This window comes from Xanthomonas sp. CFBP 8445, from assembly GCF_025666235.1.
Taxonomy (GTDB): Bacteria; Pseudomonadota; Gammaproteobacteria; order Xanthomonadales; family Xanthomonadaceae; genus Xanthomonas_A; species Xanthomonas_A indica.
The window spans coordinates 2,468,566-2,494,534 of sequence record NZ_CP102594.1; the positions used below are offsets into that span (position 1 = coordinate 2,468,566).

Genomic DNA, 25,969 nt, shown 5'->3' on the forward strand with positions numbered 1-25,969 from the left:
CATCGCCGCTGGATAAGTAGACAACGCGCATGCAGCCCTAAAGTTTGCCGGAATGCGGCCGAGAAAGGCTCTCCGCGGTGTTCCCGATGTTTGGCGCATCGCCGGAACGGCAAATTTTCTGCAGTGAATCGCTAAAGGTTGCGAGCCTGTCGCCGTTACTTATATCACCAGCCGCACTGGCCAATTGATGGCCCCCTGCGGAGACTCCAGGCACCAACCGGTCGCCGGACAAATCGCTAAGAGGAGATATCAAAATGGCACAGGTCATCAATACCAACGTAATGTCGCTGAACGCTCAGCGCAACCTCAACACCACCAGCACCAGCCTGGCGACGACGATCCAGCGTCTGTCCTCCGGCCTGCGCATCAACAGCGCCAAGGACGACGCCGCCGGTCTGGCGATCTCCGAGCGCTTCACCACCCAGATCCGTGGTCTGGACGTGGCCTCGCGCAACGCCAACGACGGCATCTCGCTGGCGCAGACCGCCGAAGGCGCGATGGTCGAGATCGGCAACAACCTGCAGCGTATCCGCGAGCTGTCGGTGCAGTCGGCCAACGCCACCAACTCCACCACCGACCGTGGTGCGCTGAACTCGGAAGTCAAGCAGCTGACCGCGGAAATCGACCGCGTCTCCAAGCAGACCAACTTCAACGGCACCAAGCTGCTGGACGGCTCGTTCTCCGGCGCGCTGTTCCAGGTCGGCGCCGACGCCGGCCAGACCATCGGCATCAACAGCATCGTCAACGCCAGCGCCTCGGCCCTGGGCAAGGCCGGCTTCGCCGCCACCCAGACCGGCTCGGCTGCCCTGGCCTCCGGCACCGCGACCGCCAGCGGCAGCTTCTCCGGCATGGTCATCAACGGCGTCAGCATCGCCTCGGTCGCCGTGGCCAACGGCGACGCCGGTGCCGACGTGGCCAAGAAGATCGCCTCGGCGATCAACGACCAGCTGGCCCAGACCGGCGTGTACGCCTCGATCGATCCGACCAGCAGCGCGCTGAAGCTGGAATCGGTGAAGGGCGGCCAGGACTTCTCGTTCACCGCAGGCTCGGCCACCGGTGCCACCGGCATCACCTTCAGCAACGCCGGCATCGCCGCCAGCGCCACCGCCAACGCCGGTACCACCAACTACCTGCAGGACCTGGACATCTCCACCTTCCAGGGCGCGCAGAAGGCGCTGAGCATCGTCGACAACGCGCTGACCGCGGTGAACTCCTCGCGCGCCGACATGGGTGCGATCCAGAACCGCTTCACCTCCACCATCGCCAACCTGAGCTCCACCTCGGAGAACCTGTCGGCCTCGCGCAGCCGCATCCGCGACACCGACTACGCCAAGGAAACCGCCGAGCTGACCCGCACGCAGATCCTGCAGCAGGCCGGCACCGCGATGCTGGCCCAGGCCAAGCAGGCGCCGCAGAGCGTGCTGAGCCTGCTCCAGGGCTAAGCGTCGCAGCCGCAGCGCGACACCAGGCCCCTCCGCAAGGAGGGGCCTTTTTTATTCCTTCCTCCAGCACCGGGCGCGCATGTTGAAGGCGGCGGCGCATCCGCCCTGCATCGGTATTCACCGTGCCGGTAGAGCCACACTCGCCGCCGCTCTCCAGGTCGCGTGTTCGGCCGTCGGTCCGGTTGCAGCGGCAGGACTGGCTCGACCTGCGTGGCCCGGTAGTACGCCGCTTGGCACAGCGCGGATGATCTGCGACCTGTTCCGGTCGTGGGCAACAAGCATTGCCGGGAGACGGTCGAGCCAGCCTTTCTTCAAGCTCCTCCCCCACCTTGTAGCGGATGTGAACGATCGACCTAAAGTTTGTCCGGGCGCGGCCGAAACAAGCTTTTCGCCGCATTCCGGACCCGTTGCAAATCAGCGAATTGCTGTGTTTTTTCGCAGCGAATCGCTAAAGGTTGCGCACCGAGTGCCGTTACTTATACCAGCAGCGGCACTGGCCAATTGATGGCCCCCTGCGGAGGCTCCAGGCACCAACGGGTTGCCGGACAAATCGCTTAGAGGAGATGTCAAAATGGCACAGGTAATCAATACCAACGTAATGTCGCTGAATGCTCAGCGCAACCTCAACACCACCAGCGCCAGCCTGGCGACGACGATCCAGCGTCTGTCCTCCGGCCTGCGCATCAACAGCGCCAAGGACGACGCCGCCGGTCTGGCGATCTCCGAGCGCTTCACCACCCAGATCCGTGGTCTGGACGTGGCCTCGCGCAACGCCAACGACGGCATCTCGCTGGCGCAGACCGCCGAAGGCGCGATGGTCGAGATCGGCAACAACCTGCAGCGTATCCGCGAGCTGTCGGTGCAGTCGGCCAACGCCACCAACTCCACCACCGACCGTGGTGCGCTGAACTCGGAAGTCAAGCAGCTGACCGCGGAAATCGACCGCGTCTCCAAGCAGACCAACTTCAACGGCACCAAGCTGCTGGACGGCTCGTTCTCCGGCGCGCTGTTCCAGGTCGGCGCCGACGCCGGCCAGACCATCGGCATCAACAGCATCGTCAACGCCAGCGCCTCGGCCCTGGGCAAGGCCGGCTTCGCCGCCACCCAGACCGGCTCGGCTGCCCTGGCCTCCGGCACCGCGACCGCCAGCGGCAGCTTCTCCGGCATGGTCATCAACGGCGTCAGCATCGCCTCGGTCGCCGTGGCCAACGGCGACGCCGGTGCCGACGTGGCCAAGAAGATCGCCTCGGCGATCAACGACCAGCTGGCCCAGACCGGCGTGTACGCCTCGATCGATCCGACCAGCAGCGCGCTGAAGCTGGAATCGGTGAAGGGCGGCCAGGACTTCTCGTTCACCGCAGGCTCGGCCACCGGTGCCACCGGCATCACCTTCAGCAACGCCGGCATCGCCGCCAGCGCCACCGCCAACGCCGGTACCACCAACTACCTGCAGGACCTGGACATCTCCACCTTCCAGGGCGCGCAGAAGGCGCTGAGCATCGTCGACAACGCGCTGACCGCGGTGAACTCCTCGCGCGCCGACATGGGTGCGATCCAGAACCGCTTCACCTCCACCATCGCCAACCTGAGCTCCACCTCGGAGAACCTGTCGGCCTCGCGCAGCCGCATCCGCGACACCGACTACGCCAAGGAAACCGCCGAGCTGACCCGCACGCAGATCCTGCAGCAGGCCGGCACCGCGATGCTGGCCCAGGCCAAGCAGGCGCCGCAGAGCGTGCTGAGCCTGCTCCAGGGCTAAGCGTCGCAGCCGCAGCGCGACACCAGGCCCCTCCGCAAGGAGGGGCCTTTTTTTTGACGCCAGGGACTCGGCACAGGATTTGCATAGCAACGGGAAGCCGTCACGACGCGCAGGCGGCGCTCAAGAAGCTCCTCCGCGCGCCGATACTCCCCTCAGCCGCTGGCGCATCGCGCGCCGGCCACCTCAAGGAACGCGATCATGTCCACCACTGGAATCGGCTCAGGCCTGGACATCCCGACCTTCGTCGCCAAACTGGTGTCGAAGGAACGCCAGCCGCAGGAAGACCGGATCAACCGCGACGGCACCGCCTCCACCGCGCAGCTGTCGTCCTTGAGTACGATCAAGAGCGCGCTGTCCAACCTGCAGACGGCGATGAACACCCTCTCCGACAGCGCCGACAAGGGCGCCTACAAGGCGAACATCGACGACGGCGCGGGCTATACCGCCACGGTCACCTCCAGCGCCAATGCCGGCAAGTACGGCATCGAGGTGGTGAAACTGGCGCAGTCGCAGAAGCTGACCTCGTCGGCCTACGCCAGCGGCGCTGTGGTCGGCGGCGGCACCCTGACGATCGCCTACGGCAGCACTACGCTCAATGTCAACGTCGATGCTGGCAGCAAACTCAGCGACGTGGCCGCCTTCATCAACAAGGCCGCCAACGGCGCCGGCGTGACCGCCAGCGTGGTCACTGCCGACGATGGCGACCACCTGGTGCTCAACGCGGTCAACTCCGGCACCAAGGGCGCGCTGACTATCACCACCTCCGGCGGCGACGGCGGCCTGGCCAATCTCACCTACCCGCCCGGCAACAACGGCGGCCTGACCCAGACCATCGCCGCCGACGACGCGGTGGTGAAGGTGGACGGCTTCCAGCGTACGTCCAGCAGCAACACCATCGCCGACATCGTCCCCGGGGTCGCGATCAATCTGACCAAGGCGGTTGCCGGCACCACCTACAATCTCAATATCACCAGCGACAACAGCCCGCTGAAAGCGAACCTGACCGCGTTGGTCAGCGCCTACAACTCGGCCAACAGCGTCCTGAAGTCCTCCAGCGCCTACGACGCCACCAACAAGAAGGCCTCGCCGATGACCGGCGATGCGATGGTGCGCGGCCTGCAGCAGTCGCTGCGGCGGCTGGTCAGCGACAACGTCAGCGGGTTGATGGCGCTGGGCGTCACCATCGACAAAGACGGTGTGATGAGCCTGGACAGCAGCAAGTTCGATACCGCCGTGGCCGCCGATCCCTCGGCGGCCAAGACCATGCTCGGCAGCGCCGGCACCTTCGGCACCGGGATGAGCACGCTGCTGAAGAGCAACCTGGACACCACCAATGGCACGCTGACCCAGCGGACCGACGCGCTCAACAAGCACATTTCCGATCTGACCGACCAGCTCAACGATCTGGACGCGCGCATGCAGACGCTGAGCGACCAGTACACCGCGCGCTTCACGGCGATGGAAACCCTGGTCACACAGATGCAGGGCGTGAGCGACAGTCTGACCAAGCAATTCAGCTGACGCACGCACGGCCGCGGCTCAAGTCGAAGCGCGTCGCGGCCGATATGAAGAGTATCGACAGTCATTGTGGATCTGCGGCAACAACCGCCCGGCGCCGCCGCCAACCGGCATAGCGCCAGGCCCGCCAGTCCACCCGAGGAGTTTTCCATGTACGGTTCCAGCCGCCAGTACGCTGAGCAATATCGCAAGATGGGCATTTCCACCAGCGTCACGGATGCCGATCCGCACAAGCTGGTCGCCATGCTGTTCGCCGGCGCCTGCCAGCGCATCCGCCAGGCCCAGGCCTGCCTCGCGCAGGGCGACCAGGCGCGCAAGGGCAAGGCGATCGGCGAGGCCTGCGCCATCGTCGGCCATCTCAACGGCTCGCTCGACCACGAGGCCGGCGGCGAGATCGCCGGCAACCTGTCGGCGCTCTACGACTACGTGATGCACCGGCTCACCGAAGCCAACCTGCACAACGACGACGCCGCGCTGACCGAAGCGCTGGAACTGCTCAGCGAAATCGACGCGGCCTGGGCCGCCATTCCCGCGCAGCAGCGCGAACTGGCCACGGCGAACGCATCGTGAGCATCCAGCTCGCCGACCTGCACAACGACCTGCACGAACTGCGCGAGATCCTGCGCGGCGACGACTATGCCCTGGCCCAGGCGATGGTGACCGACCATGCGCGGCGCCTGCAGGCGTATCTGCAGCAGGACGACGCGGACCGCTCGCGCGAGGCGCTCAAGCCGCTGCTCGCCCTGCAGCAGGCGGTGACCGCTCAGATGCGCATGGAGCGCGACCATGCGGCGGCCTGGCTGCGCAGCAGCCGCCAGTCCAGCCACGCCGCGCGGCTCTATTCGCAGGCCGGACTGCTGGGATGAACGTGGGCCCGGACAGCGCGGCGCAGCATCCGGCCGACGCCGAGCTGTTCCACGACACGCTCAGTTGCGAACTGGCGCTGCCAGCGGATTTCCGCCTGGGCAATGGCGCCGGCCGCCTCGCCGCCGGCGAAGCGCTGCTGCGCAGCCTGGCGCAGATCGAGGATCTGCGCGGCGAAGATGGCAACGACGAGCGCAGCGACGCCAATGCGCAGACGCAGCGGATGGAGGCCAAGCTCGACCTGATGCTGGTCCTGCTAGGTCGGCTGGCACGCCAGCACGAGGATGCCCTGCCGCTGCGGCCGCTGTGCTGGTCGCGGCGCGGCGTGCGACTGGAACTGGGCGCGCGCTCCGGCGCCGGCGCCGGCGCCGCCGGCCTGCTGCGCCTGCAGCCCTCGGACTGGCTGCCGGACCACCTGGAACTGCCGGTGCGGGTGCTGGCCGAGGCCACCACTGCCGGGGTCGTGCAACTTTGGCTACGGTTCGAGACACAGCCGCCCGGCCTGGAAGAGGCTCTGGAACGCCACCTGTTCCGGCTGCACCGCCGGCAGATCGCCGACAGCCGGCGGGCGCGCTGAGCCGGCTCCCGCCGCGCCCGGCCGCCGCGCCGAGGTTGGCGGCGGCGAGCGGCTCGGCTAAGGTGCGGATCTGAATAGAAGGACCTCACCGTGCGAGTCATCATCGTCGACGATCACACCCTGGTACGCGCCGGCCTGAGCCGGCTGCTGCAGACGTTTGCGGACGTCGATGTGGTCGCCGAGGCCAGCAACGCGCAGCAAGCGGTGGATTTGGCCACCCTGCACCGCCCCGACCTGGTCCTGATGGACCTGTCCCTGCCGGGACGCAGCGGCCTGGACGCCCTCACCGACGTACTGCACAGCTCGCCCAAGACCCGGGTGGTGATGATGTCGATGCACGACGATCCGGTGCACGTGCGCGATGCGCTGGACCGCGGCGCCACTGGCTTCGTGGTCAAGGACGCCGCCCCGCTGGAACTGGAACTGGCGCTGCGCGCGGCCAGCGCCAACCAGGTGTTCCTGAGCCCGCAGATCTCCTCCAAGATGATCGCGCCGATGCTCGGCCGCGAGCGCCCGGTGGGCATCGCCGCGCTGTCGCCGCGGCAGCGCGAGATCCTGCGCCAGATCGGCCGCGGCCAGAGCAACAAGGAAATCGCCTCGGACCTGGGCATCAGCGTCAAGACCGTGGAGACGCACCGCGCGCGAATGATGGAATCGCTGGGCTGCCGCCGTGCCAACGATCTGGTCCTGCTGGCCGCACGCCACCAGGGCGAGTTGAGCTGAATTGGGGACGGCATCCCGACACGGAACATTGGCATGGCGTTTGCCTTAACCGGTCAGCAGGCGGCACCGATCCATCCGATGCCCGCCAAATAAGGCATTGCGCCGTCGACTGTCCGGCGTCCACGACCCGTACGTCGGGAAATTCCTGACAGCCTGTCAGGAATTTGACCACCCTACTCAGGAACCCCCCGATTCTGTTACCGTCGGGCGACAAGCAGTATGCGTTCCACGGGCGCCAGCGTATTGGCGCCGAACCGAGGGAGTCCGCATGAAGCCGACCGTTTCCGCCCAACTGGGCCAGCAACTGCATCTGACCCCGCAACTGCTGCAGTCGATCCGGCTGCTGCAACTCGACGGCATGCAACTGGAACTGGAAATCCGCCGCGCGCTGGAAACCAATCCGCTGCTCGAACTGGAAGAGCCCGAGGGCGTGATCGAGCCGGTGGTCAAGCACGAGGATGCGGCGCTGGAAACCGCGGCGTTCGACGAACTGCCCGAATCCTCGATGTGGGACATCCCGGCCGCCGGCTGGAACGACGGCGAAGACGATCGCATGCAGCGCATCGCCGCCGGCGAATCCACCGACCCGCACCTGCGCGTGCTGCAGCGGCTGGCCCTGGAACTGCCGGCACTGGAACTGGAAGCGGCCGCGTTCTGGCTGGAACACTGCGACGATGCCGGTTACCTGGACGGCCCGCTCGACACCCTGCAGCAACTGGCCAGCGCACGCCTGGGCCTGCCGGTGGCGCAGGCCGAAGCGGTGCGCCAGCGCCTGCTGCACGGCGACCCGGCCGGCCTGGCCGCCTGCGACCTGCGCGAATGCCTACAGGCGCAGTTGAGCGACCTGCCCGGCCGCGTGCCGGGCCGCCACCTGGCCGCGCGCATCCTCGAGGGCGATCTCAACCTGCTGGCCAGCCACGACTACGCGCTGCTCGGGCGCCAGCTCGATGCCGAGACCGACGACGTGCGCGAGGCGGTGCGACTGATCCTGTCGCTGCAGCCGCGGCCCGGCGACAGCCTGCAGCCGCAGGACGCCGGCCATGTACTGCCGGACGTGGTCGCCTGGCATGCCGACGGCACCTGGCGGGTGGCGCTCAACCCGGCCACCACCCACCGCGTCACCGTCAACCCGATGCACGAGCGCGCCCTGGCCGAGGCCGGCGACGCCGCGCAGCCGCTGCGCGAGATGCTGCAGGAAGCGCGCTGGCTGACCCGCGGCCTGTCGATGCGCTACGAGACCCTGTTGCGCACCACCCGCGCCATCGTCGAGCGCCAGTCGGCGTTCCTGGTCAAGGGCGAGGAAGCGATGGCGCCGCTGACCCTGAAAGAGGTGGCCGAGGCGATCGGCATGCACGAGTCGACCATCTCGCGCATCACCACCGGCAAGTACCTGCAGACCCCGCGCGGCACGTTCGAGCTGAAGCACTTCTTCGCCGTGCGCCTGGAAGGCGCCGCGGTGTCCGGGCAGGCGGTGCGCGCCATGGTCCGGCGCCTGATCGAATCCGAGCCGGCCGGGCGGCCGCTGGCCGACGAGGCCATCGCCGGACTGCTGTCGCGACAGGGCGTGAACGTGGCAAGGCGCACAGTCGCCAAGTATCGTGAACAATTGGACATCGCTCCCGCACGCGAACGCCGCCGCGGCAGCAAACCGCTGCTGGCCCGTGTGGGCTAAGGAAAAACGACGCATATGAACAAATTGTCCGTGCTTCTGGTCGACGACCACGAAGGTTTCATCAACGCCGCCATGCGCCACTTCCGCAAGCTCGACTGGATGGAAGTGATCGGCAGCGCCGCCAATGGCCTGGAAGCCATCGAGCGGTCCGAGTCGTTGCGCCCGCAGGTGGTGCTGATGGACCTGGCCATGCCCGAGATGGGCGGCCTGCAGGCCACGCGCCTGATCAAGACCCAGGACCAGGCGCCGTACATCGTGATCGCCAGCCATTTCGACGACGCCGAGCACCGCGAGCATGCCATGCGCGCCGGCGCCGACAACTTCGTCAGCAAGCTGTCCTACATCCAGGAAGTGATGCCGATCCTGGAGGGGCTTCGGACCGAAGGAGTACCGGCATGAGCGAATCGCGGATCCTGGTGATCGACGACGACGCGGTGCGCGCCGAGCGGACCGTGAGCCTGCTCGAATTCATGGACCTCAACCCGCGCTGGGTCACCGACGTCGCCGACGTGCAGCCCGGCCGGCACCGGCAGACCGAATGGATGGCGATCCTGGTCGGCGGGCTCGACGACCAGGAGCAGGCCGATGCCTTCTTCGGCTGGGTGGCACGCAGTTCGCTGCCGCCGCCGGTGCTGCTGCTCAATGACGACGCGCAGGCGTTCGCCCAGCGCCACGGCCTGCACGAAGCCAACGTGTGGCAGCTGGAAGCGCCGCTGCGCCACGCGCAACTGGAAACCCTGCTGCGCCGCGCCAGCCTCAAGCGGCTGGACGCCGAGCACCAGGCCGGTGCCGCACAGGACAACGGCCCGACCGGTACAAGCGCGGCGGTGACCCGCCTGCGCCGCCTGATCGACCAGGTCGCCGCGTTCGATACCACCGTGCTGGTGCTGGGCGAGTCCGGCACCGGCAAGGAAGTGGTGGCGCGGGCGATCCACCAGCAGTCGCCGCGCCGCGACGGCCCGTTCGTGGCGATCAACTGCGGCGCGATCCCGCCGGATCTGCTGGAAAGCGAGCTGTTCGGCCACGAGAAGGGCTCGTTCACCGGCGCGCTGAGCGCGCGCAAGGGCCGTTTCGAGATGGCCGAGGGCGGCACCCTGCTGCTCGACGAGATCGGCGACATGAGCCTGCCGATGCAGGTCAAGCTGCTGCGCGTGCTGCAGGAGCGCAGCTTCGAGCGGGTCGGCGGCAACGTCACCATCCGCTGCAACGTGCGGGTGATCGCCGCCACCCACCGCAACCTGGAAGAGCGCATCGCCGGCAACCAGTTCCGCGAGGATCTGTTCTACCGGCTCAACGTGTTCCCGATCGAGATGCCAGCGCTGCGCGAACGCAGCGACGACCTGCCGGCGCTGGTGCACACCATCGCCGCGCAGCTGGCGCGGACCGGGCGCGGCGAAGTGCGCTTCTCCGAAGAGGCCTTGCAGGCGCTGCGCAGCTACGAGTGGCCGGGCAATGTGCGCGAGCTGACCAACCTGGTCGAACGCCTGGCCGTGCTGCATCCCGGCGGCCTGGTGCGGGTGCAGGACCTGCCGGCGCGCTACCGCGGCGACTTCGCCTCGTCCATCGACGTATCGGCGCCGCCGGCGCCGATCGCGGCCGATCCGCGGCGGGTGCCCAACGTGGTCGACCTGCACGCCGGTGGCAAGCCGGCCAGCGCGGACGCCGATGCGCCGACGGCGGCTGCAGCGACGCTGCCGGAAAGCGGCCTGGACCTGCGTGGGCACATGGCCAACATCGAGCTGGCGCTGATCAACGAGGCGCTGGAGCGCACCCAGGGCGTGGTCGCGCATGCAGCGCAATTGCTGGGCCTGCGGCGCACCACCCTGGTCGAGAAGCTGCGCAAGTACGGCATCGACCGCGACCAGACCGAACTGGCCAGCTGAGTCGGCGCACGGCGCCGGGTGCGGCCGCACCCGGCGCGCCCGCCTGGCCACGGGCTCCTTTCCCTTCCTTCCCTGCTCTCCCCATCCACGCGCGCGAGCGCGCGCAGGCGGCATGCGTGCGCGATGGCCACGCGGCGTTCGCCGGCAGCGCATCCTGGTCGGCCACGCCGACAGTGGACAGCGGGTTTGGCATGTGGCTTGCTTCACGTTTCCACAGCACCGGGCGGCGCGTTCCGCACCGGGGACTTCCACCCGTCGCCAGGCAGGTCCCATGTCCATCCCCGTCACCAGTCCGCTGCTGCCGCCCCTGGAGGCGTTCGTCCCGTACCTGGAGCAGATCTGGCGCAGCCGCATCCTGACCAACGGCGGCGACATGCACCGGGCGCTGGAGAAGGCCCTGGCCGAGTACCTGGGGGTGAACCACCTGGCGCTGCTGACCAACGGCACTCTGGCCCTGCTGACTGCGCTGCAGGCGCTGCGCATCACCGGCGAGGTCATCACCACGCCGTATTCGTTCGTCGCCACCGCGCATTCGCTGTTGTGGCGCGGCATCAAGCCGGTGTTCGTGGACATCGATCCGCAGACCATGAACCTGGATCCGCTGAAGATCGAAGCAGCGATCACCCCGCACACCACCGCGATCATGCCGGTGCACTGCTACGGCACGCCCTGCGACACCACCGCGATCGAACGCATCGCCGACACCTACAACCTCAAGGTGATCTACGACGCCGCGCATGCATTCGGGGTCAAGGACGAGGGCGGCTCGATCCTGCGCCACGGCGACCTCAGCGTGCTCAGCTTCCACGCCACCAAGGTGTTCAACACCTTCGAGGGCGGCGCCATCGTCTGCCCGGACGCCAAGACCTACCAGCGCATCAGCCGGCTGAAGAACTTCGGTTTCGTCGACGAGACCACCGTGGTGGCGACCGGCATCAACGGCAAGATGAGCGAGATCAACGCCGCCTTCGGGCTGCTGCAACTGCAGCACATCGACGACGCGCTGACGCAGCGCGGCGCGATCGATGCGCAGTACCGGCGGCGCCTGGCGCAGGTGCCGGGAATCCGTTGCCTGGCGCCGAGGGCGCCGGCGCTGTCCAACTACGCCTCGTTCCCGATCCTGGTCGAGGACGCCTTCCCGCTGGCGCGCGACGAACTGCACCGGCTGCTGCGCAGCCACGACATCCTGGTGCGCCGCTATTTCTACCCGCTGATCAGCGATTTCCCGATGTACCGCGGCCTGCCCTCCTCGGCGCCGGCCGGCCTGCCGGTGGCGCGGCAGATGGCCGAACGCGTGCTGTGCCTACCGATCTTTCCCGGACTGGCGGCCGAGCAGGTGGATGCCATCGTCGACCTGATCGCCGCGGCGGGCGGCGTCATGCCCGCGTCCGATTCCCGTTGCACCCTCGTCCCTCCCTCCTTCGCCCAACCCGTGGAACCCGCAGCATGAGCCAAAAGACGTTTATCGAGAATTTCCTGTCCGCGACCGACTTCCAGAATCCGGTCGAGGTGAACATGGACACGGTGTTGCGCGACCTGCCCGAGTGGGATTCGCTGGCCGCGCTGGGCGTGATCGTGATGTTCGACTCGGAGTACGGCAAGACCATCACCGGCGAGCATCTGGCCGCCGTGGTCACCCTGGGCGACCTCTACAAGCTGACCGAGGCGTAGCATGCCGACCTCCACGCTGCACAACGTACGCTTCGCCGGCATGGCGACCTGCGTACCCAAGCGCGTTGTCTCCAATCTGACCGATTGCCGGCCGCAGATCCGCTCCGAGCGCGAGCGGCTGGTGCGCAACATCGGCATCGAGACCCGACGCATGGCCGCGGAATGGCAGTGCTTTTCCGACCTGGCCTTCGACGCGGCGCAGGTGCTGCTGGAGCGCCTGCAATGGCAGCGCGAGGAGGTCGATGCGCTGATCGTGGTCACCCAGTCGCCGGATTATCCGATCCCGGCGACCGCCATCATCCTGCAGGACCGCCTGGGCCTGTCGCATGCCACCGTGGCCTTCGACGTCAACCTGGGCTGCTCGGCCTATCCGTTCGGCATCAATCTGCTTGGCTCCATGATCGCCGCCGGCGGGGTCAAGAAGGGCTTGCTGCTGGTCGGTGACCGCAGTGCCAACCTGGAGGACCCGATCTTTTCCGACTCCGGCACCGCTACCGCGCTGGAATTCAGCGCCGATGCGGCGCCGATGCATTTCGACCTCAACAGCGACGGCAGCGGCTACCGCGCGATCATCCTGCCGGTGGGCGGCCATCGCGAACCGGTCGGGGTGCAGCACCTGATCCCGTACCGGGCCGACGAGCACGACCGTTGGCACCGCGGCGTGGACCTGCAACTGGACGGCGTGGCAGTGCTGAGCTTCTCCACCCAGCGGGTACCGCCGGCGGTGCAGAAGCTGCTCGACTACAGCGGCGTGTCCAAGGACGAGATCGATTACTTCGTGTTCCACCAGGCCAACCGGATGATCAACGAGACCATCCGCAAGAAGCTCGGCCTGCCCCCGGAAAAGGTGCCCTCCACCCTGCACGATTTCGGCAACACCAGCGGCGCCTCGCTGCCGGTGACCATGACCGCGCGAATCAACAAGGAGCTGGAAGAAAGTCGCAAGCGCGTGCTGCTGTGCGGCTTCGGCATCGGCCTGTCCTGGGGCACCTGCCTGGTCGATATCGACGGCGCGGTGTTCCCCGACCTGATCGAGTCCTGACGATGGCGCCTGCCGCACCCACCGACGCCTTCGGGCTGCAGGGCAAGACCATCCTGGTGACCGGTGCTTCCTCGGGCATCGGCGCCGCTGTCGCGACGCTGTGCGCGCGCTTCGGCGCCACCCTGGTGCTCAACGGACGCGATCGCGCGCGGCTGCAGGCGGTCGCCGACGCGCTGCACGGCGCCGGGCATCGGACCATCGATGGCGACCTGACCGAACCGGCCACCCGCACGCGCCTGCTGGAAGCGGCGGAGCACTACCACGGGCTGGCGTCGTGCGCCGGGATCGCGACCCTGGTGCCGTTCCACATGGCCGCCGAACAGCACCTGCAACAGATGCTGGCGGTGAACTATCTGGCGCCGGTCGCACTTACTCAACAGTTGCTGGCCAAACGTCGCCTGGCCTCGGGTGCGTCGCTGGTCTACGTATCCGCCCTGACCGCACGGGCAGCACCGCAGGCCAGCGCCGGCTATGCCGGATCCAAGGCCGCGCTGGAGGCCGCGGTACGCACGCTGGCGCTGGAACAGGCCAAGCGTGGCATCCGCGCCAACTGCATCGCACCTGGCTATGTGCATACGCCAATGCTCGACGCCCTCGGCGCCACGGCGAAAATGGAAAACAAGATCAGCCTGACGCCGCTCGGGCGCATCGATGCCGACGATATCGCCAAGGGCACGGTCTATCTGTTGTCCGCCGCCAGCCGCTGGATCACCCGCAGCACCCTGACCATCGATGGCGGCCTCTCCCTGCCGATGCGCCTATGAACATGGAAACCCTGATGTCCCTGTTGGACGAACCCTCCGCGCTGCTGCGTGGGTTGTATGGACTGGACGGCAAGGCCGTGCTGGTGACCGGCGCCTCGAAGGGGATCGGCGAGGCGGTCGCGAAGACCTGCGCCGGCGCGGGTGCGCAACTGATCGTGGCTGGACGCGATCAGGCACGTCTGCAGGCCGTGCTGGACGCCTTGCCTGGCAACGGCCATCGCCTGTTCGCCGGCGACCTGAGCGAGGCAGCCACCGTGCAACGGCTCGCCGCCGAGTGCGGCCCGCTCGATGGCGTCGTGCACAGCGCCGGCATCCGTGGCCTGTCGCCGATGAAGCTGGTCAGCGAACCGTTTCTCAACGAAGTGATGGCGATCAACTACATCGCGCCGACGATGCTCACCCGGCATCTGCTGGCGCGGCAGTCGCTGCGCCCCGGCAGTTCGATCGTGTTCCTGTCGTCCATCGCCGCGCTCACCGGCACCGTCGGCGTGGGCCCCTATGCCGGCTCCAAGGCCGCCTTGATCGGCACCTTGCGCCCGCTGGCACTGGAATTGGTGCGGCGTAACATCCGCGCCAACGCCCTGTGCCCGAGTCTGGTCGAAACGCCGCTGACCAGCGAGGACAAGGCCTGGCTCGAGGAGAACCGCGCGCGTTATCCGCTGGGCATCGGCACGCCCCAGGACGTCGCCCTGGCATGCCTGTATTTCCTGTCGCAGGCGAGCAGCAAGGTGACCGGCCAGGCCTTCAGCATGGATGGCGGCGTGGAGTACGTATGACCGTGCCGCAACATGTCCTGATCGTCGGCGCCGGCGGCTTCGGCCGCGGCGTGGCGGCGATGGCATGCGCCGACGATCCGGACTATGGCCAGGCCTGGGACATCAAGGGCTTCCTGGACAGCCGCAGCGCATTGGCGCCCGGCTTGCGCTGGCCGCTGCTCGGCGACCCGGACACCTACCAGCCGGCGCCCGGCGACCTGTTCGTCTGTGCGCTGGGCGATCCGGCCGCGCGCCGCCGCTACAGCCAGCCGCTGCTGGAACGCGGGGCCGACTTCATGGTGCTGCGCCCTCGCCTGCGCGAAGCCTCGGAGACGCCGATCGGGCGCGGCAGCCTGTTCGAGGTCGGTGTGTCGATCGGCGCAGACAGCCGCATCGGCGAGTTCGTCACCATCCTCGCCACCACCATCATCGGCCACGATGTGGTGATCGGCGATTACGTGCAGATCGGCAACTTCGTGTTCGTCGGCGGCGGCGCGCGCATCGGCAACGACGTGGTCATCCACCCCCACGCCACCGTGCTGCCCGGCATCGCGATCGGCGACGGCGCGGTGATCGGTGCCGGCAGCGTGGTGGTCAAGGACGTCCCGCCCAACGTCACCGTCGCCGGGAATCCGGCGCGGACCATCTTCAGCCGTTGACTCCACACTCAGGACGCCGTTCCGCATGACCCGCCACGCCCTCGATGCCGAGCACTACGTCAGCCCGCACAGCCTGCGCCTGGAACAGCAGCGGCTGTTCGGCACGCTGTGGATCTTCGTCGGCTTCGCCTCCATGGTGCGCGAGCGCAACCAGTTCTTCGCGCGCCAGGTGGCCGGGGTGCCGGTGCTGGTGCAGCGCACCGAGGCCGGCATCCGCGCCTTCCTCAACCAGTGCCCGCACCGGCAGTCGGCGATCCAGATCGAATCGCACGGCAAGCGCCCGCTGGTGTGCCCGTACCACGCCTGGTCGTTCGGCGCCGAGGGCGAACTGCGCGGGCTGCCCAATTCCGGCCTGTACCAGTTCACCGCCGAAGAGAAGGCCGGCATCTGCCTGACCAAACTGCATGTGCAGCAGGTCGGCGAACTGTTGTTCGTGAACATGGCCACGCAGCCGCTGCCGCTGGAGGAACAGTTCGCGCCGGCGTTCCTTGACAATATCGCGACAGCCTCCTCGCACCTGGATTCGCAGATCGCCTACAGCTGCCACCGCGTGCGCTACAACTGGAAGCTCAACATGGAGAACGTCAAGGACTACAACCATGTCCCGTTCGTCCATCCCAAAACCTTCGGCCCGCTGATGACGGAGGCGGACAGGACCCCAGCCAATATCGAGCGCGCTGCCGATGTCCCTTCCGAGGTCGAGCAACTCCTGAGCGCGCACGCTCCCATGCCGCTGCATCGTTTGAGCTTTGCGGCCAAGGGAGCGATTGTGCCGCAGGACAACTGGTTTCGGAGCCATTGCGAGCGTTACGGCGAGGACTCTGCCTACTACAACTGGTTCATCTATCCGAACGTCAATTTCTGCTGCGTGCGCGGCGATCACTTCCTGTTGCAGCAGTACGACCCTGTCACTCCAGGAGAAACCGACTACCACTTGTGGGTCATGACCGCCCGCCGCAAAGACGCACGTACCGACTTCACTGCGTTGCTGAGCAGCTTGATCAGGGCCGAACGGTTGGTGATCGCGGAAGACACGGCCTTGCTGGAACGCATGCAGGCTGGTATTGGCCCACATTCATTGCCCTTCACTCACGGTGACTACGAGACCGAGCTGGTCCGCCAGCACCTGTGGTATCGCGCCAACGTGTTGGAGCAATCCGCATGAAGAGGCTGGTATTGATCGGCGAGGGCCAGGCGCTGGAACAGGCACACCGCACCGTGCAGGCCTGTGGGCTGGACCACGTCGTCATCGCATTGGAATCGCCGGATCGCTACAACTTCGACCTTGGCGCCTTGCGCGCCAGCCATCCAGCCGCCACGACCGACGTGTTCGTGGCGCTGGACGAACGCGCGGTCAACCAGTCGCGGCACAAGCTGCTGGCCGATGTGCGCCTGGCAGGCTACGGCAGCATCGACCTGGTCTGGCCACAGGCCCACGTCGATACCGGGGTACGCCTGCTCGGCAATGTGCACATCGGCCCAGGCTGCAACATCGCTGCCGGCAGCAGCATCGGTCCTGGCGCCTGGCTGGAACGGCAGGTGATCGTCGAACAGGACGCGCGCATCGGCGCCTGCGTTACCCTGCATGCCGGCGTGCATCTCGGCCGCAGCACCCAGATCGGCCAGGGCAGCACCCTGGGCGGCGGCAGCATGACCCGCAGTGGTGCCAGCATCGGCCGGCACTGCGAGTGGCTGCTGCCGGGCACCGTGCCGGATGTGCTGCCCGACCGCTGCTTCTACGACGCTTTGATGCCTGGCGGCGCACGTATCCTGCGCTGAACATCGACGAGACGGCCAGTGCGGCGCGAACGGACAACGCCGGCATCGGCCGGGGTGCACACGATGGACTGATACCGCAGTGAAGACGATACGCGCCTGGTCCCGCTGACGTCGCTGGTTGGCGCGCTCGTCACGCCGCGGAATCTGCACCACGCGCGGCTCGGCGCCCTGGGCGACCGGGTTGTAGTAACCGACGCGCTCGATGTTGCGGCCGTCGCGCGCGCCGCGCATGTCGGTGACGGTAGAAGGGCGCTTCTTGGCGCCACCACGGGTTGGGCGGAACTGGGCGATCCAGCCTAGTCAAGCGCGATGACTGCGGCACTACTGGCAGCCACAGCAGGCCACTTGATCCTGCCTGCGAGGATGTTTCGTTCGCCCTCGGAGAGGCACCACAGCGCGTGTCGATCCGTGTCAGCGCGCAATCGCAATATGCGACAAAGCGCAATTTTGTGGTGCGCGCACCGTTTGCCCCCGAGCTTCCCTGACTAGCATGAGGTTTCACGGCGTCCGCGACGTGACCTGATCGCCGTCCTGGCGTGACGCTGTCGCACGCCACCTTCCCAAGCTTGCGCGACCTGTGACGGCGCACCCGTTCGAGTACACCCATGACCGACTTCCCGGCCACGCTTCATCGCGAAGCTGACCTGATCGACACCTGCGCGCGCACCGGCGGCGCGCTCTTGCTGGCCACCAGCTCCAGTCTCGAGGGGCTCTACGCGATCCGCGCCCTCAACGGCGAACGACCATGACATACACGAACCAAAACGAGACGGACTTGCTGGACGCTTGCATGAAGGCGGACACGATCGTGTTCCTGGCACCGAGTTCCTACCTGGGAGATTTCGTCACGCCCCTCGTCGACAATTTGCGGCAGCGCTCAGAGAAGCTGCGCCTGATCGCGGCGGACGACTATTTCCATGCCAATCGCGGCAAGGCCCCGGGCTTCGACGAGATCCGCACCGTCGCCGCTTATCTCGCAAACCCGCAGGGACCGAATTCAATCACGGTGAACTGCTCCTTTCAACTGCCCACGTGGCTGTACTTCGATCACCTGCAACGTGGGTTGCCAGGGAGGGCGATCGACCTGCCGGAACTCCTCTATATCCTGGACAGGCCGTGGATCTATCAGACCGGACCGGTCATGCGCGCGCAGACGCTGGAGCGCGCAGCGGATTTCGCGGCATTGCGTACGCGCCTGGAGGACACGCTCAGCCGCGCCACGCTGGACGCGATACTGCGCCTGCGCATGACCGGCAACCGAGCTGAGTTGCTGGACGTGATCCGTCCGATGGAACAGGAGTACTTCTCCATGTATCCCTCCAGCGAGGCCCCGATCGCGCTGCATGACCACGAACACTACGTCGACATCGGCGCCTACGACGGCGATACGGTCGGCAAGTTCCTGACCGCAGCGCGCTACCGCTTCGCCTCGATCCACGCCTACGAACCGGACCCACGCAACTTCGCCGCTCTGCAACGCCGCCTGGAATCCACGTCAGGCCCGATCTTCCTTCATAACGAAGCCGTATCAGATTCCAATCAGCCCTTGTCGTTCCTGGCCAGTGGCACAATGGGCAGCAGGGTCGAGGCCAGTGGCGACATCCAGGTCTCCAGCGTGCGGCTGGACGATGTGCTGGAGCAGATCACGCTGCTCAAGATGGACGTCGAAGGCTTCGAACCGCACGTCCTGCGTGGCGCGTCCGAACTGATAGGCCGATGCCGCCCACGCATGGCGATCACCTGCTATCACCACGCGCTCGATTTGTTGGACATCGTCGCCGAACTGGATCGAATCATCCCCGACGCCAAGCTGCGTCTGCGCCATTACGCGATGTACTTCTTCGATAGCGTGCTCTATGTAGAGTAGCGAGCGGATGTCTTACCTTTGATCCGCCCGCGGTCTTCATAAGGCGATGTCGCGCTGCCGCCATGCGATCTGCCGGCGTTAGTGCAGCCCAGACGTGCATCAGCAAGGCGTGTCGGCGAGTACGGCGAGTACGTCGAGTTCGCCGACACGCCACTGGCACAAAGAAATCGGCTTGATTGGCCACCGAAAAATCAAAGCGGCCGTTCCAAACTAAGACGCGCCCATCAATTCACAAACCAGCGCATCGCATAGACATACTTCGACTTGGAAATGAGCTCCCCGCTACCGAGCCTCATGTATGCCTCGGCATACTCCCCGGAGGTATTGATGAGGAAATGGGCCGAAAAAGGCGGATTGCTGGGTTCACCGAACTGGCTGCCCATGCCGATATTTATCGCGTAATCGTCGTGCCCGACACACACCAGGGCCTGCGAAGAGTCGAGCTTCATGGAGGTATTGGTGCAAAGAACACCCCAGGTGTGCTGCGTATTCTGGTTCGGCGCCGTCACCAGAACCTTGAGATCCGCACCATTGTCCACGGCCGTACGCAGTGATTGCAGCGAACCAGCCGAGACATTTCCATTCGCGTCGGTCGCATAAACCAAAGTCCATGCTTGCGAAGACCCCGCCGCCAGAGCGAGCGCCATGAATACCAAAGCTTTACGCTTGATCATATTTCCCCCTGATACGTTTTTGATGAAGCAATGCCACGCCATCACGGCAAGGTGACGTTACGATGTCCCGGTGCTATCGCACTATCTCGCCTTCTTCGCGTGTTCCGCCATGAATTTGATGTAGATGCGCGCAAGTGATCCGCCGGTTTGCATGGTCTTCTTCGGCGACATCGGCAGGGAATCGCCGCATCGAGCGACGATGGAATGGTTACGCTAGCCCTACACCGGCGTGCAGTGTCCATACATAACATCGCGCCGCGACAGGCCACGTTCCCGCGCCATTCCTCGCCCGCCTACAAGCGTTAGGGCACACCCCGACCCTGTGTCCAGCGAGGACGCCGACAGGCACGCTTATTGCATCATCGGGCAATTGCTCCGCTCGATCGCGAGTACGCTCGCCACCGACCCGCCCCCCTTCCCGACACGGTCCACCCTTCATGCCCCACCCGCCCCTGGTCAGCGTGGTCATGCCGGCCTACAAGCTGCGCTACTTCGAGCAGGCGCTCGACAGCGTACTGGCCCAGACCTATCCGGCGCTGGAACTGGTCATCTGCGACGACAACCCCACCGAGGCGATCGCCGAGGTGGTGGAACGCCGCGCCGCCACGGCCCCGTTCCCGATCCGCTACCACCGCAATCCCAGCCGCCTGGGCGAACTCGGCAGCACCGCGCGCGGCATCGCCCTGGCCCAGGGCGAGTACGTCAAGTTCCTGCACGACGACGATGTGCTGGCGCCGGACTGCGTGGCCGCGCTGGTCGCGGCGATGCAGAGCGCGCCGGACGTGCTGCTGGCCTCCTCGCGGCGGCAGCGCATCGACAGCCATGGCGCGCCGCTGGAGGACATCCCCGCGACCGCCTTCCCGTTCGCCGGCGACGTGCTGCTGGACGGGCCGGAACTGCTGTCGTTCCTGGCCGACCACACCATCAACTTCGTCGGCGAGCCCAGTTGCGTGCTGTGCCGGCGCAGCGACCTGCTGGAGATCGGCGACGAGCTGATGACGCTGGCCGGCAAGGTGATCAACTGGGTCGGCGACCTGGCGCTGTACGCCAAGCTGCTGCACCGCGGTCACCTGGCATTGCTGGCGCGGCCGCTGACCCGGTTCCGGGTGTCGGAGGAGCAATACAGCCAGGTCGGCCGCGACCAGCCCGGCATCGGCGACCAGGGCCATGCCAATTTCCGCCAGGGCGTGCGTGCGATGGGCTGGTACCGCGGCGATGGCGATGTCCGCCAGGTCACGGTGACGCCGTTGGGCGGCGGGCCGGGCGCGCCGGTGGACCTGCTGCAGGCGATCCAGGACGCCTACGCGCGCGTCTGCGTGCAAGCTACCCTGCGCGACTGGCAGGCGCGGCGGACGGTGACGCCGGCGCAACGCGACCTGCTCGATGCGCGTCTCGCCGCGCTGGGCGGCGCCCCGCGGCTGGCCGTGCTGGTCGACGCGCGCGGCGCCGACCGCACCGCGCTGGCGGCGACCCTGGACAGCCTGCTGCTGGACGGCGCGCCGTTCGCGCAGGTGCAGGCGCTGGTGCTGGGCGATGCGCCCCCCGCCGCGTGGCCGGACCCGCGAGTCCGGAGCCTGCCGCCGCTGGCGCCCGAGGCCGATGCGGCGGCCTTGCATGCCGCCCTGGACGCCGCGCCGTCTAGCGACTGGTGCCTGCGCGTGGCCGCCGGCAGCCGTTTCTGCGAAGGTGGCCTGCTGCGGCTGCTGCTGGAATTGGCGCAGCAGCCGCAATGCAACGCGCTGTACGCGGACGAGTGGCTGGCCGTGGACGCAGACACCCTGGCGCCACTGCTGCGGCCCGATCCGGACCTGGACCTGTTGCTGGGCAATCCGCTGGCCACCGCCGGCCACTGGGTATTCCGCCACACCGCGGTGCAGGCGTTGGGCGGCTTCGATCCGGCCTACGACGGCGCCAGCGAGCTCGATCTGATCCTGCGCCTGTTCCTGCGTGACGGTGGCGACGGCATCGCCCACCTACCCGAGCCGCTGCTGGTCGCCGCGCCGGCCAGCGCCGAGGGCGGCAGCCAGGCGCGCCAGCGTGCGATCGCGGCGCACCTGCAGGCCCGCGGCTATCCGCAGGCCACGGTCGAGCCGCTGCCCGGCGGCCTGTTCCGCATCGACTACGGCCACCCCGGGCAGCCGCCGGTCTCGATCGTGCTGCTGGCGCAGGACAACCTGCCGGCGCTGCAGCGCGCGGTGGTCAGCCTGCTCGAGCAGACCGCCTACCCGGCCTACGAACTGCTGCTGGTGGACAACGCCAGCCAGGCGCCGGAGATCACCGCGTGGATGCAGGCGGTGGCCGAACTGGGCAACGGCCGCATCCGCGTGTTCGCACTGGAACAGCGGGTCTCCCCGGCCGAGGCGCACAACCTTGCCGCCACCCAGGCACAGGGCGAGTACCTGTTGTTCCTGGACGCCGACAGCGCCGCGGTGCAGGACGGCTGGCTGCACGCGCTGATGAACCACGCGCAGCGGCCGGAGGTCGGCATCGTCGGCGCCAAGGGCGTGTCCGCCGATGGCCGCATCACCCATGCCGGCCTGCTGCCGGGCCTGCTGGCCGGCGCCGGCCACGCCTTCGCCGGCGAAGCGATGGCGCAGCCGGGCTACATGGGCCGGCTGCAGGTAGCGCACCGCTACAGCGCGGTGTCGGCACAGTGCCTGCTGGTGCGGCGGGCGCTGTTCGAGCATCTGTCCGGATTCGACGCGGCCGACTTCGCCGCCGGCGGCGCCGACGTGGATCTGTGCCTGCGTGCCGCGGCGGCCGGCGCCTGGACCGTGTGGACGCCGCAGGCGCTGCTGCTGCAGCCGGCCGCGGCCACGCGCAGCGAGGCGGCCGAAGACGCCCTGCTGCAGCGCTGGCTGCCGGCGCTGGCGCAGGATCCGGCGTATTCGCCCAGCCTGGGCCTGGACCAGCCCGGCGGCTTCCAGCTGACCGAGTCCGAGTTCTCCTGGCAGCCGCTGTCGTGGAAGCCGCTGCCCAGGGTCCTGGCGCATCCGGGCGACACCTTCGGCAGCGGCCAGTACCGGGTGATCCAGCCGTTCCAGGCGCTGGCCGCGACCGCGCAGATCGACGGCCTGTACTACGCGCGCCTGCTCGACCCGGTGGAGTTGCAGCGCATCGGCGCCGACGTGGTGGTGCTGCAACGCCGGGTCGGCGATGCGGAACTGGCGCGGATGGAGCGCATGCGCCGTTTCGGCAATGCCTTCATGGTCTACGAACTGGACGATTACCTGCCCAATCTGCCGCTCAAGAGCGCGCACCGCGAGCAGATGCCCAAGGACGTGCTGCGCTCGCTGCGGCGCGCCGCCACGCTGGTGGACCGGGTCACCGTCTCCACCCCGGACCTGGCCGAGGCGCTGGCCGGCCTGCACGGCGACATCCGCGTGGTGCGCAACCGGCTGGAACCGCGGCTATGGGGTGCGCTGCCGGCACCGGCGGCGTCCGCCGCGACCAAGCCGCGGGTCGGCTGGGCCGGCGGACTCAGCCACACCGGCGACCTGGAGCTGATCGCCGACGTGGTGCAGGCGCTGGCCGGCGAGGTGCACTGGGTGTTCATGGGCCTGTGCCCGGCGCGGCTGCGCCGACATGTTCATGAAGTGCACGAAGGCGTGGACTTCGCCCGCTATCCGCAGGCGCTGGCCGCGCTGGGGCTGGACCTGGCGCTGGCGCCGCTGGAAGACAACCTGTTCAACCGCTGCAAGAGCAACCTGCGCCTGCTCGAGTACGGCGCCTGCGGCTATCCGGTGGTGGCCAGCGACCTGCCGCCCTACCGCGACGGCGGGCTGCCGGTCACCCTGGTCAAGAACCGCTTCCGCGACTGGGTGAACGCGATCCGCGCGCACCTGGCCGACGCCGACGCACGGGCCGCGGCCGGCACCGCCCTGCGCACAGCGGTGCAGCGCGACTGGCTGCTGCAGGGCGACAACCTGAAGGAGTGGCGCGCGGCCTGGCTGCCGGACTGACCCAGCCGCTCGCCCCAACCCAAGAGCGCCGCGCGGCTTTGACGTCGACCGTGACGCCGCGCACAGCGTCAACCCGCCGACACCTCGCCGCACCGCAGCCCGTGCCGGCCACGCTGCCGGCGCCGGGAACCCGTCGCCGCCGCCTGGCCTTCCCGCCCGCACCGTGTTGGTGAGCCGCGCAGCAGGTGAATGCGGTTTCGGCACACCGCTTGCATTGCATACGGGCAAGCCGTCTCCCGGCAGGGATTTCACCGTATGAGCGACTCCATCAGCTCCATTCTTTCGCAGATCCGCAGCTACCAGGGCCAGGTCGGCCAGGCGGCGCAGACGCGGGTGGGCGATGTCGGCCGCAGCAATGCGATCGAAGGCCTGACCGGCAACCAGGGCGTGCAGGGTCCGAGCTTCACCGAGACCCTGCGCAACGCGATCGGCGGCGTGAACGAAGCCCAGCAGAAGTCCGGCGACCTCGCCAAGGCCTTCGAACTGGGCGACCCCAGCGCGGATCTGGCCAAGGTGATGCTGGCCGCGCAACAGTCCCAGGTGGCGTTTCGCGCTACCGTGGAAGTCCGCAACCGACTCGTCCAGGCGTACCAGGACGTGATGAACATGCCGCTGTAAGGGTAGAAGACGATGGCGCTTGCGATCAGCAAAGAGACGTTCAGCAGCGAAAAGGCAGGCGCCTGGTTTGACCGCCTGCAGAGCCTGCAGATCACCCGTCGCATCGGCCTGATGGCGATGATCGCGGTGGCCGTGGCGGCCGGCCTGTTCGTGTTCTTCTGGTCGCAGAAGCCGGCCTACACCCCGCTGTACACCGGCCTGGACGAGAAAGGCACGGCCGAGGCCACCGACCTGCTGCGCACCGCGCAGATCCCGTTCAAGCTCGACCCGGCCACCGGCGCGATCACCGTGCCGGAGGACAAGCTGTACGACGCGCGGCTGAAGCTGGCCGGCTCCGGCCTGACCGACAACGGCAACATGGGCTTTGAGGTGATGGAGAAGGATCCCGGCTTCGGGGTCAGCCAGTTCGTGGAGAACGCGCGCTACCAGCACGCCCTGGAAACCGAACTGGCGCGCACCATCTCCAGCCTGCGCCCGGTGCGCGAAGCGCGGGTGCACCTGGCCATCCCCAAGCCGAGCGCGTTCACCCGCCAGCGCGAGGCCGCCAGCGCCTCGGTGGTGCTGGAACTGCGCGGCGGCACCACCCTGGAACGCAACCAGGTCGATGCGATCGTCAACATGGTCGCCTCCAGCATCCCCGACCTGTCGCCGGACCGCGTCACCGTGGTCGACCAGAGCGGGCGCATGCTGACCATCGCCGACCCCAACAGCGACGCCGCCCTCAATGCCGCCCAGTTCGACCAGGTGCGGCGCCAGGAAAGCGCCTACAACCAGCGCATCCGCGAACTGTTGGAGCCGATGACCGGCCCGGGCCGGGTCAATCCGGAAGTGAACGTGGACATGGACTTCTCGGTGGTCGAGGAAGCGCGCGAACTGTACAACGGCGACCCGCCGAAGCTGCGCAGCGAGCAGGTCAGCGACAGCAGCACCAGCACCGGCGGCCCGCAGGGCGCGCCCGGCGCGACCAGCAACTCGCCGGGCAGCGCGCCGGGCCAGCCGGGCGCGACCGGCGCCCCGCCCGCCCCGGGCACGGCCGGCACCCAGCAGACCGCCGCCGCGACGCCGACCGAGAGCTCCAAGAGCGCCACCCGCAACTACGAGCTGGACCGCACCCTGCAGCACACCCGGCAGCCGGCCGGCCGCATCAAGCGCGTGTCGGTGGCGGTGCTGGTGGACCACGTGATGCGTCCGGGCGCCAAGGGCAAGATGACCGAGCAGGCGCTCAGCGCCGCCGAGCTGACCCGCATCGAAGGCCTGGTCAAGCAGGCGGTGGGCTTCAACGCCGAACGCGGCGACACCGTCTCGGTGATGAACGCTCCGTTCGTCCGCCAGGCCCCGGAAGCGGACGACAAGCCCGGTTGGTGGGAAGATCCGCGGGTGATGAACGGCGCGCGCCTGGTGCTGGGTGCGGCGGTGGTGCTGGCGCTGCTGTTCGGCGTGCTGCGCCCGGCGCTGCGCCAGATCGCCGGCCCGGCGCCGGCCGCGGCCGTGGGCCACGACCGCGACGGCGACGAGCCGCGCGACGCCAAGCTGTCGATGCTCGACGACGACAACCCGCTGCTGCCGTCGCTGGGCGAGGACACCGCCAGCCTCAGCGGCGGCACCGGCGGCAACCCCGCCATCGCCCTGCCCGACGCGTACGAAGAGCGGTTGCGCCAGGCCCGCGAAGCGGTCAAACAGGATTCCAAGCGCGTGGCGCAGGTCGTGAAGGGATGGGTCGCCAGTGAAGCCTGATGCGAA

General features: G+C 67.8%; 24 protein-coding genes and 1 pseudogene. 23 read left to right on the forward strand and 2 right to left on the reverse strand.

Translation table 11 applies throughout. From position 1 onward, the window contains the following. The first annotated feature begins 254 nt into the window (after nt 1–254). From NUG21_RS10525 to NUG21_RS10610, 18 genes are all read left to right on the forward strand, one after another. Nucleotides 255–1,442 (forward strand): flagellin, encoded by a 1,188-nt coding sequence (locus NUG21_RS10525; RefSeq protein ID WP_160947185.1) that lies wholly within the window; start codon nt 255–257, stop codon nt 1,440–1,442. A 571-nt stretch (nt 1,443–2,013) separates the two neighbouring features. Beyond that, entirely contained in the window at nt 2,014–3,201 is a 1,188-nt protein-coding gene (locus NUG21_RS10530) for a flagellin (protein WP_160947184.1), read from the forward strand. 198 nt (nt 3,202–3,399) lie between these two features. After that, nucleotides 3,400–4,722 (forward strand): flagellar filament capping protein FliD, encoded by a 1,323-nt coding sequence (fliD, locus tag NUG21_RS10535; protein WP_160947183.1) that lies wholly within the window; start codon nt 3,400–3,402, stop codon nt 4,720–4,722. A gap of 147 nt (nt 4,723–4,869) precedes the next feature. Further along, a complete protein-coding gene (gene fliS, locus NUG21_RS10540; protein WP_010341674.1) occupies nt 4,870–5,289 on the forward strand; it encodes a flagellar export chaperone FliS in 420 nt (139 codons plus the stop codon). After that, nucleotides 5,286–5,585, forward strand: a complete 300-nt coding sequence (locus tag NUG21_RS10545; protein WP_160947182.1) for a hypothetical protein — start codon at nt 5,286–5,288, stop codon at nt 5,583–5,585. Before fliS ends, NUG21_RS10545 begins: the two co-directional genes overlap by 4 nt. Further along, nucleotides 5,582–6,160 carry a PilZ domain-containing protein gene (locus tag NUG21_RS10550; RefSeq protein ID WP_263390831.1) on the forward strand — a complete coding sequence of 193 codons (579 nt, stop codon included), beginning with the start codon at nt 5,582–5,584 and terminating at the stop codon, nt 6,158–6,160. Before NUG21_RS10545 ends, NUG21_RS10550 begins: the two co-directional genes overlap by 4 nt. 90 nt (nt 6,161–6,250) lie before the next feature. Further along, nucleotides 6,251–6,883 (forward strand): response regulator, encoded by a 633-nt coding sequence (locus NUG21_RS10555; protein ID WP_017908534.1) that lies wholly within the window; start codon nt 6,251–6,253, stop codon nt 6,881–6,883. Between the two features lie 268 nt (nt 6,884–7,151). Continuing rightward, nucleotides 7,152–8,555, forward strand: a complete 1,404-nt coding sequence (gene rpoN, locus NUG21_RS10560) for an RNA polymerase factor sigma-54 (RefSeq protein ID WP_263390832.1) — start codon at nt 7,152–7,154, stop codon at nt 8,553–8,555. Nucleotides 8,556–8,570: 15 nt separating this feature from the next. Further along, nucleotides 8,571–8,954 carry a response regulator gene (locus NUG21_RS10565; RefSeq protein WP_010341669.1) on the forward strand — a complete coding sequence of 128 codons (384 nt, stop codon included), beginning with the start codon at nt 8,571–8,573 and terminating at the stop codon, nt 8,952–8,954. After that, nucleotides 8,951–10,438 carry a sigma-54 dependent transcriptional regulator gene (locus NUG21_RS10570; protein ID WP_242083494.1) on the forward strand — a complete coding sequence of 496 codons (1,488 nt, stop codon included), beginning with the start codon at nt 8,951–8,953 and terminating at the stop codon, nt 10,436–10,438. The genes NUG21_RS10565 and NUG21_RS10570 overlap by 4 nt, the downstream gene beginning before the upstream one ends. Before the next feature lie 271 nt (nt 10,439–10,709). Next, on the forward strand, nt 10,710–11,888 hold the full coding sequence (locus NUG21_RS10575) for a DegT/DnrJ/EryC1/StrS family aminotransferase (RefSeq protein ID WP_019796186.1): 1,179 nt from the start codon (nt 10,710–10,712) through the stop codon (nt 11,886–11,888). After that, nucleotides 11,885–12,109 carry an acyl carrier protein gene (locus tag NUG21_RS10580; protein ID WP_019796187.1) on the forward strand — a complete coding sequence of 75 codons (225 nt, stop codon included), beginning with the start codon at nt 11,885–11,887 and terminating at the stop codon, nt 12,107–12,109. Before NUG21_RS10575 ends, NUG21_RS10580 begins: the two co-directional genes overlap by 4 nt. Before the next feature lies 1 nt (nt 12,110). Continuing rightward, nucleotides 12,111–13,151, forward strand: a complete 1,041-nt coding sequence (locus NUG21_RS10585; RefSeq protein ID WP_019796188.1) for a ketoacyl-ACP synthase III — start codon at nt 12,111–12,113, stop codon at nt 13,149–13,151. A 2-nt stretch (nt 13,152–13,153) separates the two neighbouring features. Continuing rightward, complete coding sequence (locus tag NUG21_RS10590; RefSeq protein ID WP_263390833.1) at nt 13,154–13,915, forward strand: SDR family NAD(P)-dependent oxidoreductase; 762 nt, start codon at nt 13,154–13,156, stop codon at nt 13,913–13,915. Between the two features lie 14 nt (nt 13,916–13,929). Continuing rightward, nucleotides 13,930–14,691 (forward strand): SDR family NAD(P)-dependent oxidoreductase, encoded by a 762-nt coding sequence (locus NUG21_RS10595; protein ID WP_160947174.1) that lies wholly within the window; start codon nt 13,930–13,932, stop codon nt 14,689–14,691. Further along, nucleotides 14,688–15,329 carry an acetyltransferase gene (locus tag NUG21_RS10600; RefSeq protein ID WP_263390834.1) on the forward strand — a complete coding sequence of 214 codons (642 nt, stop codon included), beginning with the start codon at nt 14,688–14,690 and terminating at the stop codon, nt 15,327–15,329. The genes NUG21_RS10595 and NUG21_RS10600 overlap by 4 nt, the downstream gene beginning before the upstream one ends. A 25-nt stretch (nt 15,330–15,354) precedes the next feature. After that, entirely contained in the window at nt 15,355–16,494 is a 1,140-nt protein-coding gene (locus NUG21_RS10605; protein ID WP_263390835.1) for an aromatic ring-hydroxylating oxygenase subunit alpha, read from the forward strand. Further along, nucleotides 16,491–17,108 carry an LbetaH domain-containing protein gene (locus tag NUG21_RS10610; protein ID WP_019796193.1) on the forward strand — a complete coding sequence of 206 codons (618 nt, stop codon included), beginning with the start codon at nt 16,491–16,493 and terminating at the stop codon, nt 17,106–17,108. Before NUG21_RS10605 ends, NUG21_RS10610 begins: the two co-directional genes overlap by 4 nt. A 147-nt stretch (nt 17,109–17,255) precedes the next feature. Here NUG21_RS10610 and NUG21_RS10615 read toward each other — a convergent pair. Further along, nucleotides 17,256–17,399, reverse strand: a pseudogene (locus NUG21_RS10615) (30S ribosomal protein S16); the annotation flags it as partial. Nucleotides 17,400–17,713: 314 nt separating this feature from the next. Here NUG21_RS10615 and NUG21_RS10620 point away from each other — a divergent pair. Together NUG21_RS10620 and NUG21_RS10625 are read left to right on the forward strand one after the other, a co-directional pair. Then, nucleotides 17,714–17,857 carry a hypothetical protein gene (locus tag NUG21_RS10620; RefSeq protein WP_019796353.1) on the forward strand — a complete coding sequence of 48 codons (144 nt, stop codon included), beginning with the start codon at nt 17,714–17,716 and terminating at the stop codon, nt 17,855–17,857. A 41-nt stretch (nt 17,858–17,898) separates the two neighbouring features. Beyond that, complete coding sequence (locus NUG21_RS10625) at nt 17,899–18,975, forward strand: FkbM family methyltransferase (protein WP_263390836.1); 1,077 nt, start codon at nt 17,899–17,901, stop codon at nt 18,973–18,975. A 224-nt stretch (nt 18,976–19,199) separates the two neighbouring features. On the opposite strand, the gene NUG21_RS10630 is transcribed toward NUG21_RS10625, so the two are convergent. Next, nucleotides 19,200–19,649, reverse strand: coding sequence for a hypothetical protein (locus tag NUG21_RS10630; RefSeq protein ID WP_263390837.1), 450 nt, complete (start codon nt 19,647–19,649; stop codon nt 19,200–19,202). 467 nt (nt 19,650–20,116) lie between these two features. On the opposite strand from NUG21_RS10630, the gene NUG21_RS10635 reads away from it, so the two are divergent. The 3 genes from NUG21_RS10635 (at nt 20,117) to fliF (ending at nt 25,963) form a co-directional block, all read left to right on the forward strand. Continuing rightward, nucleotides 20,117–23,611: a glycosyltransferase gene (locus tag NUG21_RS10635; RefSeq protein ID WP_263393064.1), complete on the forward strand. Its 3,495-nt coding sequence runs from the start codon at nt 20,117–20,119 to the stop codon at nt 23,609–23,611. A 255-nt stretch (nt 23,612–23,866) separates the two neighbouring features. After that, nucleotides 23,867–24,229, forward strand: coding sequence for a flagellar hook-basal body complex protein FliE (fliE, locus tag NUG21_RS10640; RefSeq protein ID WP_019797186.1), 363 nt, complete (start codon nt 23,867–23,869; stop codon nt 24,227–24,229). A 12-nt stretch (nt 24,230–24,241) separates the two neighbouring features. Next, nucleotides 24,242–25,963, forward strand: a complete 1,722-nt coding sequence (gene fliF / locus NUG21_RS10645; protein WP_242083522.1) for a flagellar basal-body MS-ring/collar protein FliF — start codon at nt 24,242–24,244, stop codon at nt 25,961–25,963. The last annotated feature ends 6 nt before the right edge of the window (nt 25,964–25,969 follow it).

Bases quoted from the DNA above. Each gene is read 5' to 3' on its own strand.
- NUG21_RS10630 (WP_263390837.1), bottom strand. From the start codon at position 19,649: ATGATCAAGCGTAAAGCTTTGGTATTCATGGCGCTCGCTCTGGCGGCG.
- fliD (WP_160947183.1), top strand. From the start codon at position 3,400: ATGTCCACCACTGGAATCGGCTCAGGCCTGGACATCCCGACCTTCGTC.
- NUG21_RS10565 (WP_010341669.1), top strand. From the start codon at position 8,571: ATGAACAAATTGTCCGTGCTTCTGGTCGACGACCACGAAGGTTTCATC.
- NUG21_RS10530 (WP_160947184.1), top strand. From the start codon at position 2,014: ATGGCACAGGTAATCAATACCAACGTAATGTCGCTGAATGCTCAGCGC.
- NUG21_RS10595 (WP_160947174.1), top strand. From the start codon at position 13,930: ATGTCCCTGTTGGACGAACCCTCCGCGCTGCTGCGTGGGTTGTATGGA.
- fliS (WP_010341674.1), top strand. From the start codon at position 4,870: ATGTACGGTTCCAGCCGCCAGTACGCTGAGCAATATCGCAAGATGGGC.
- NUG21_RS10585 (WP_019796188.1), top strand. From the start codon at position 12,111: ATGCCGACCTCCACGCTGCACAACGTACGCTTCGCCGGCATGGCGACC.
- NUG21_RS10610 (WP_019796193.1), top strand. From the start codon at position 16,491: ATGAAGAGGCTGGTATTGATCGGCGAGGGCCAGGCGCTGGAACAGGCA.
- NUG21_RS10550 (WP_263390831.1), top strand. From the start codon at position 5,582: ATGAACGTGGGCCCGGACAGCGCGGCGCAGCATCCGGCCGACGCCGAG.
- NUG21_RS10620 (WP_019796353.1), top strand. From the start codon at position 17,714: ATGACCGACTTCCCGGCCACGCTTCATCGCGAAGCTGACCTGATCGAC.
- fliF (WP_242083522.1), top strand. From the start codon at position 24,242: ATGGCGCTTGCGATCAGCAAAGAGACGTTCAGCAGCGAAAAGGCAGGC.
- NUG21_RS10605 (WP_263390835.1), top strand. From the start codon at position 15,355: ATGACCCGCCACGCCCTCGATGCCGAGCACTACGTCAGCCCGCACAGC.
- NUG21_RS10635 (WP_263393064.1), top strand. From the start codon at position 20,117: ATGCCGGCCTACAAGCTGCGCTACTTCGAGCAGGCGCTCGACAGCGTA.
- fliE (WP_019797186.1), top strand. From the start codon at position 23,867: ATGAGCGACTCCATCAGCTCCATTCTTTCGCAGATCCGCAGCTACCAG.
- NUG21_RS10525 (WP_160947185.1), top strand. From the start codon at position 255: ATGGCACAGGTCATCAATACCAACGTAATGTCGCTGAACGCTCAGCGC.
- NUG21_RS10600 (WP_263390834.1), top strand. From the start codon at position 14,688: ATGACCGTGCCGCAACATGTCCTGATCGTCGGCGCCGGCGGCTTCGGC.
- NUG21_RS10625 (WP_263390836.1), top strand. From the start codon at position 17,899: ATGAAGGCGGACACGATCGTGTTCCTGGCACCGAGTTCCTACCTGGGA.
- NUG21_RS10570 (WP_242083494.1), top strand. From the start codon at position 8,951: ATGAGCGAATCGCGGATCCTGGTGATCGACGACGACGCGGTGCGCGCC.
- NUG21_RS10590 (WP_263390833.1), top strand. From the start codon at position 13,154: ATGGCGCCTGCCGCACCCACCGACGCCTTCGGGCTGCAGGGCAAGACC.
- rpoN (WP_263390832.1), top strand. From the start codon at position 7,152: ATGAAGCCGACCGTTTCCGCCCAACTGGGCCAGCAACTGCATCTGACC.
- NUG21_RS10580 (WP_019796187.1), top strand. From the start codon at position 11,885: ATGAGCCAAAAGACGTTTATCGAGAATTTCCTGTCCGCGACCGACTTC.
- NUG21_RS10575 (WP_019796186.1), top strand. From the start codon at position 10,710: ATGTCCATCCCCGTCACCAGTCCGCTGCTGCCGCCCCTGGAGGCGTTC.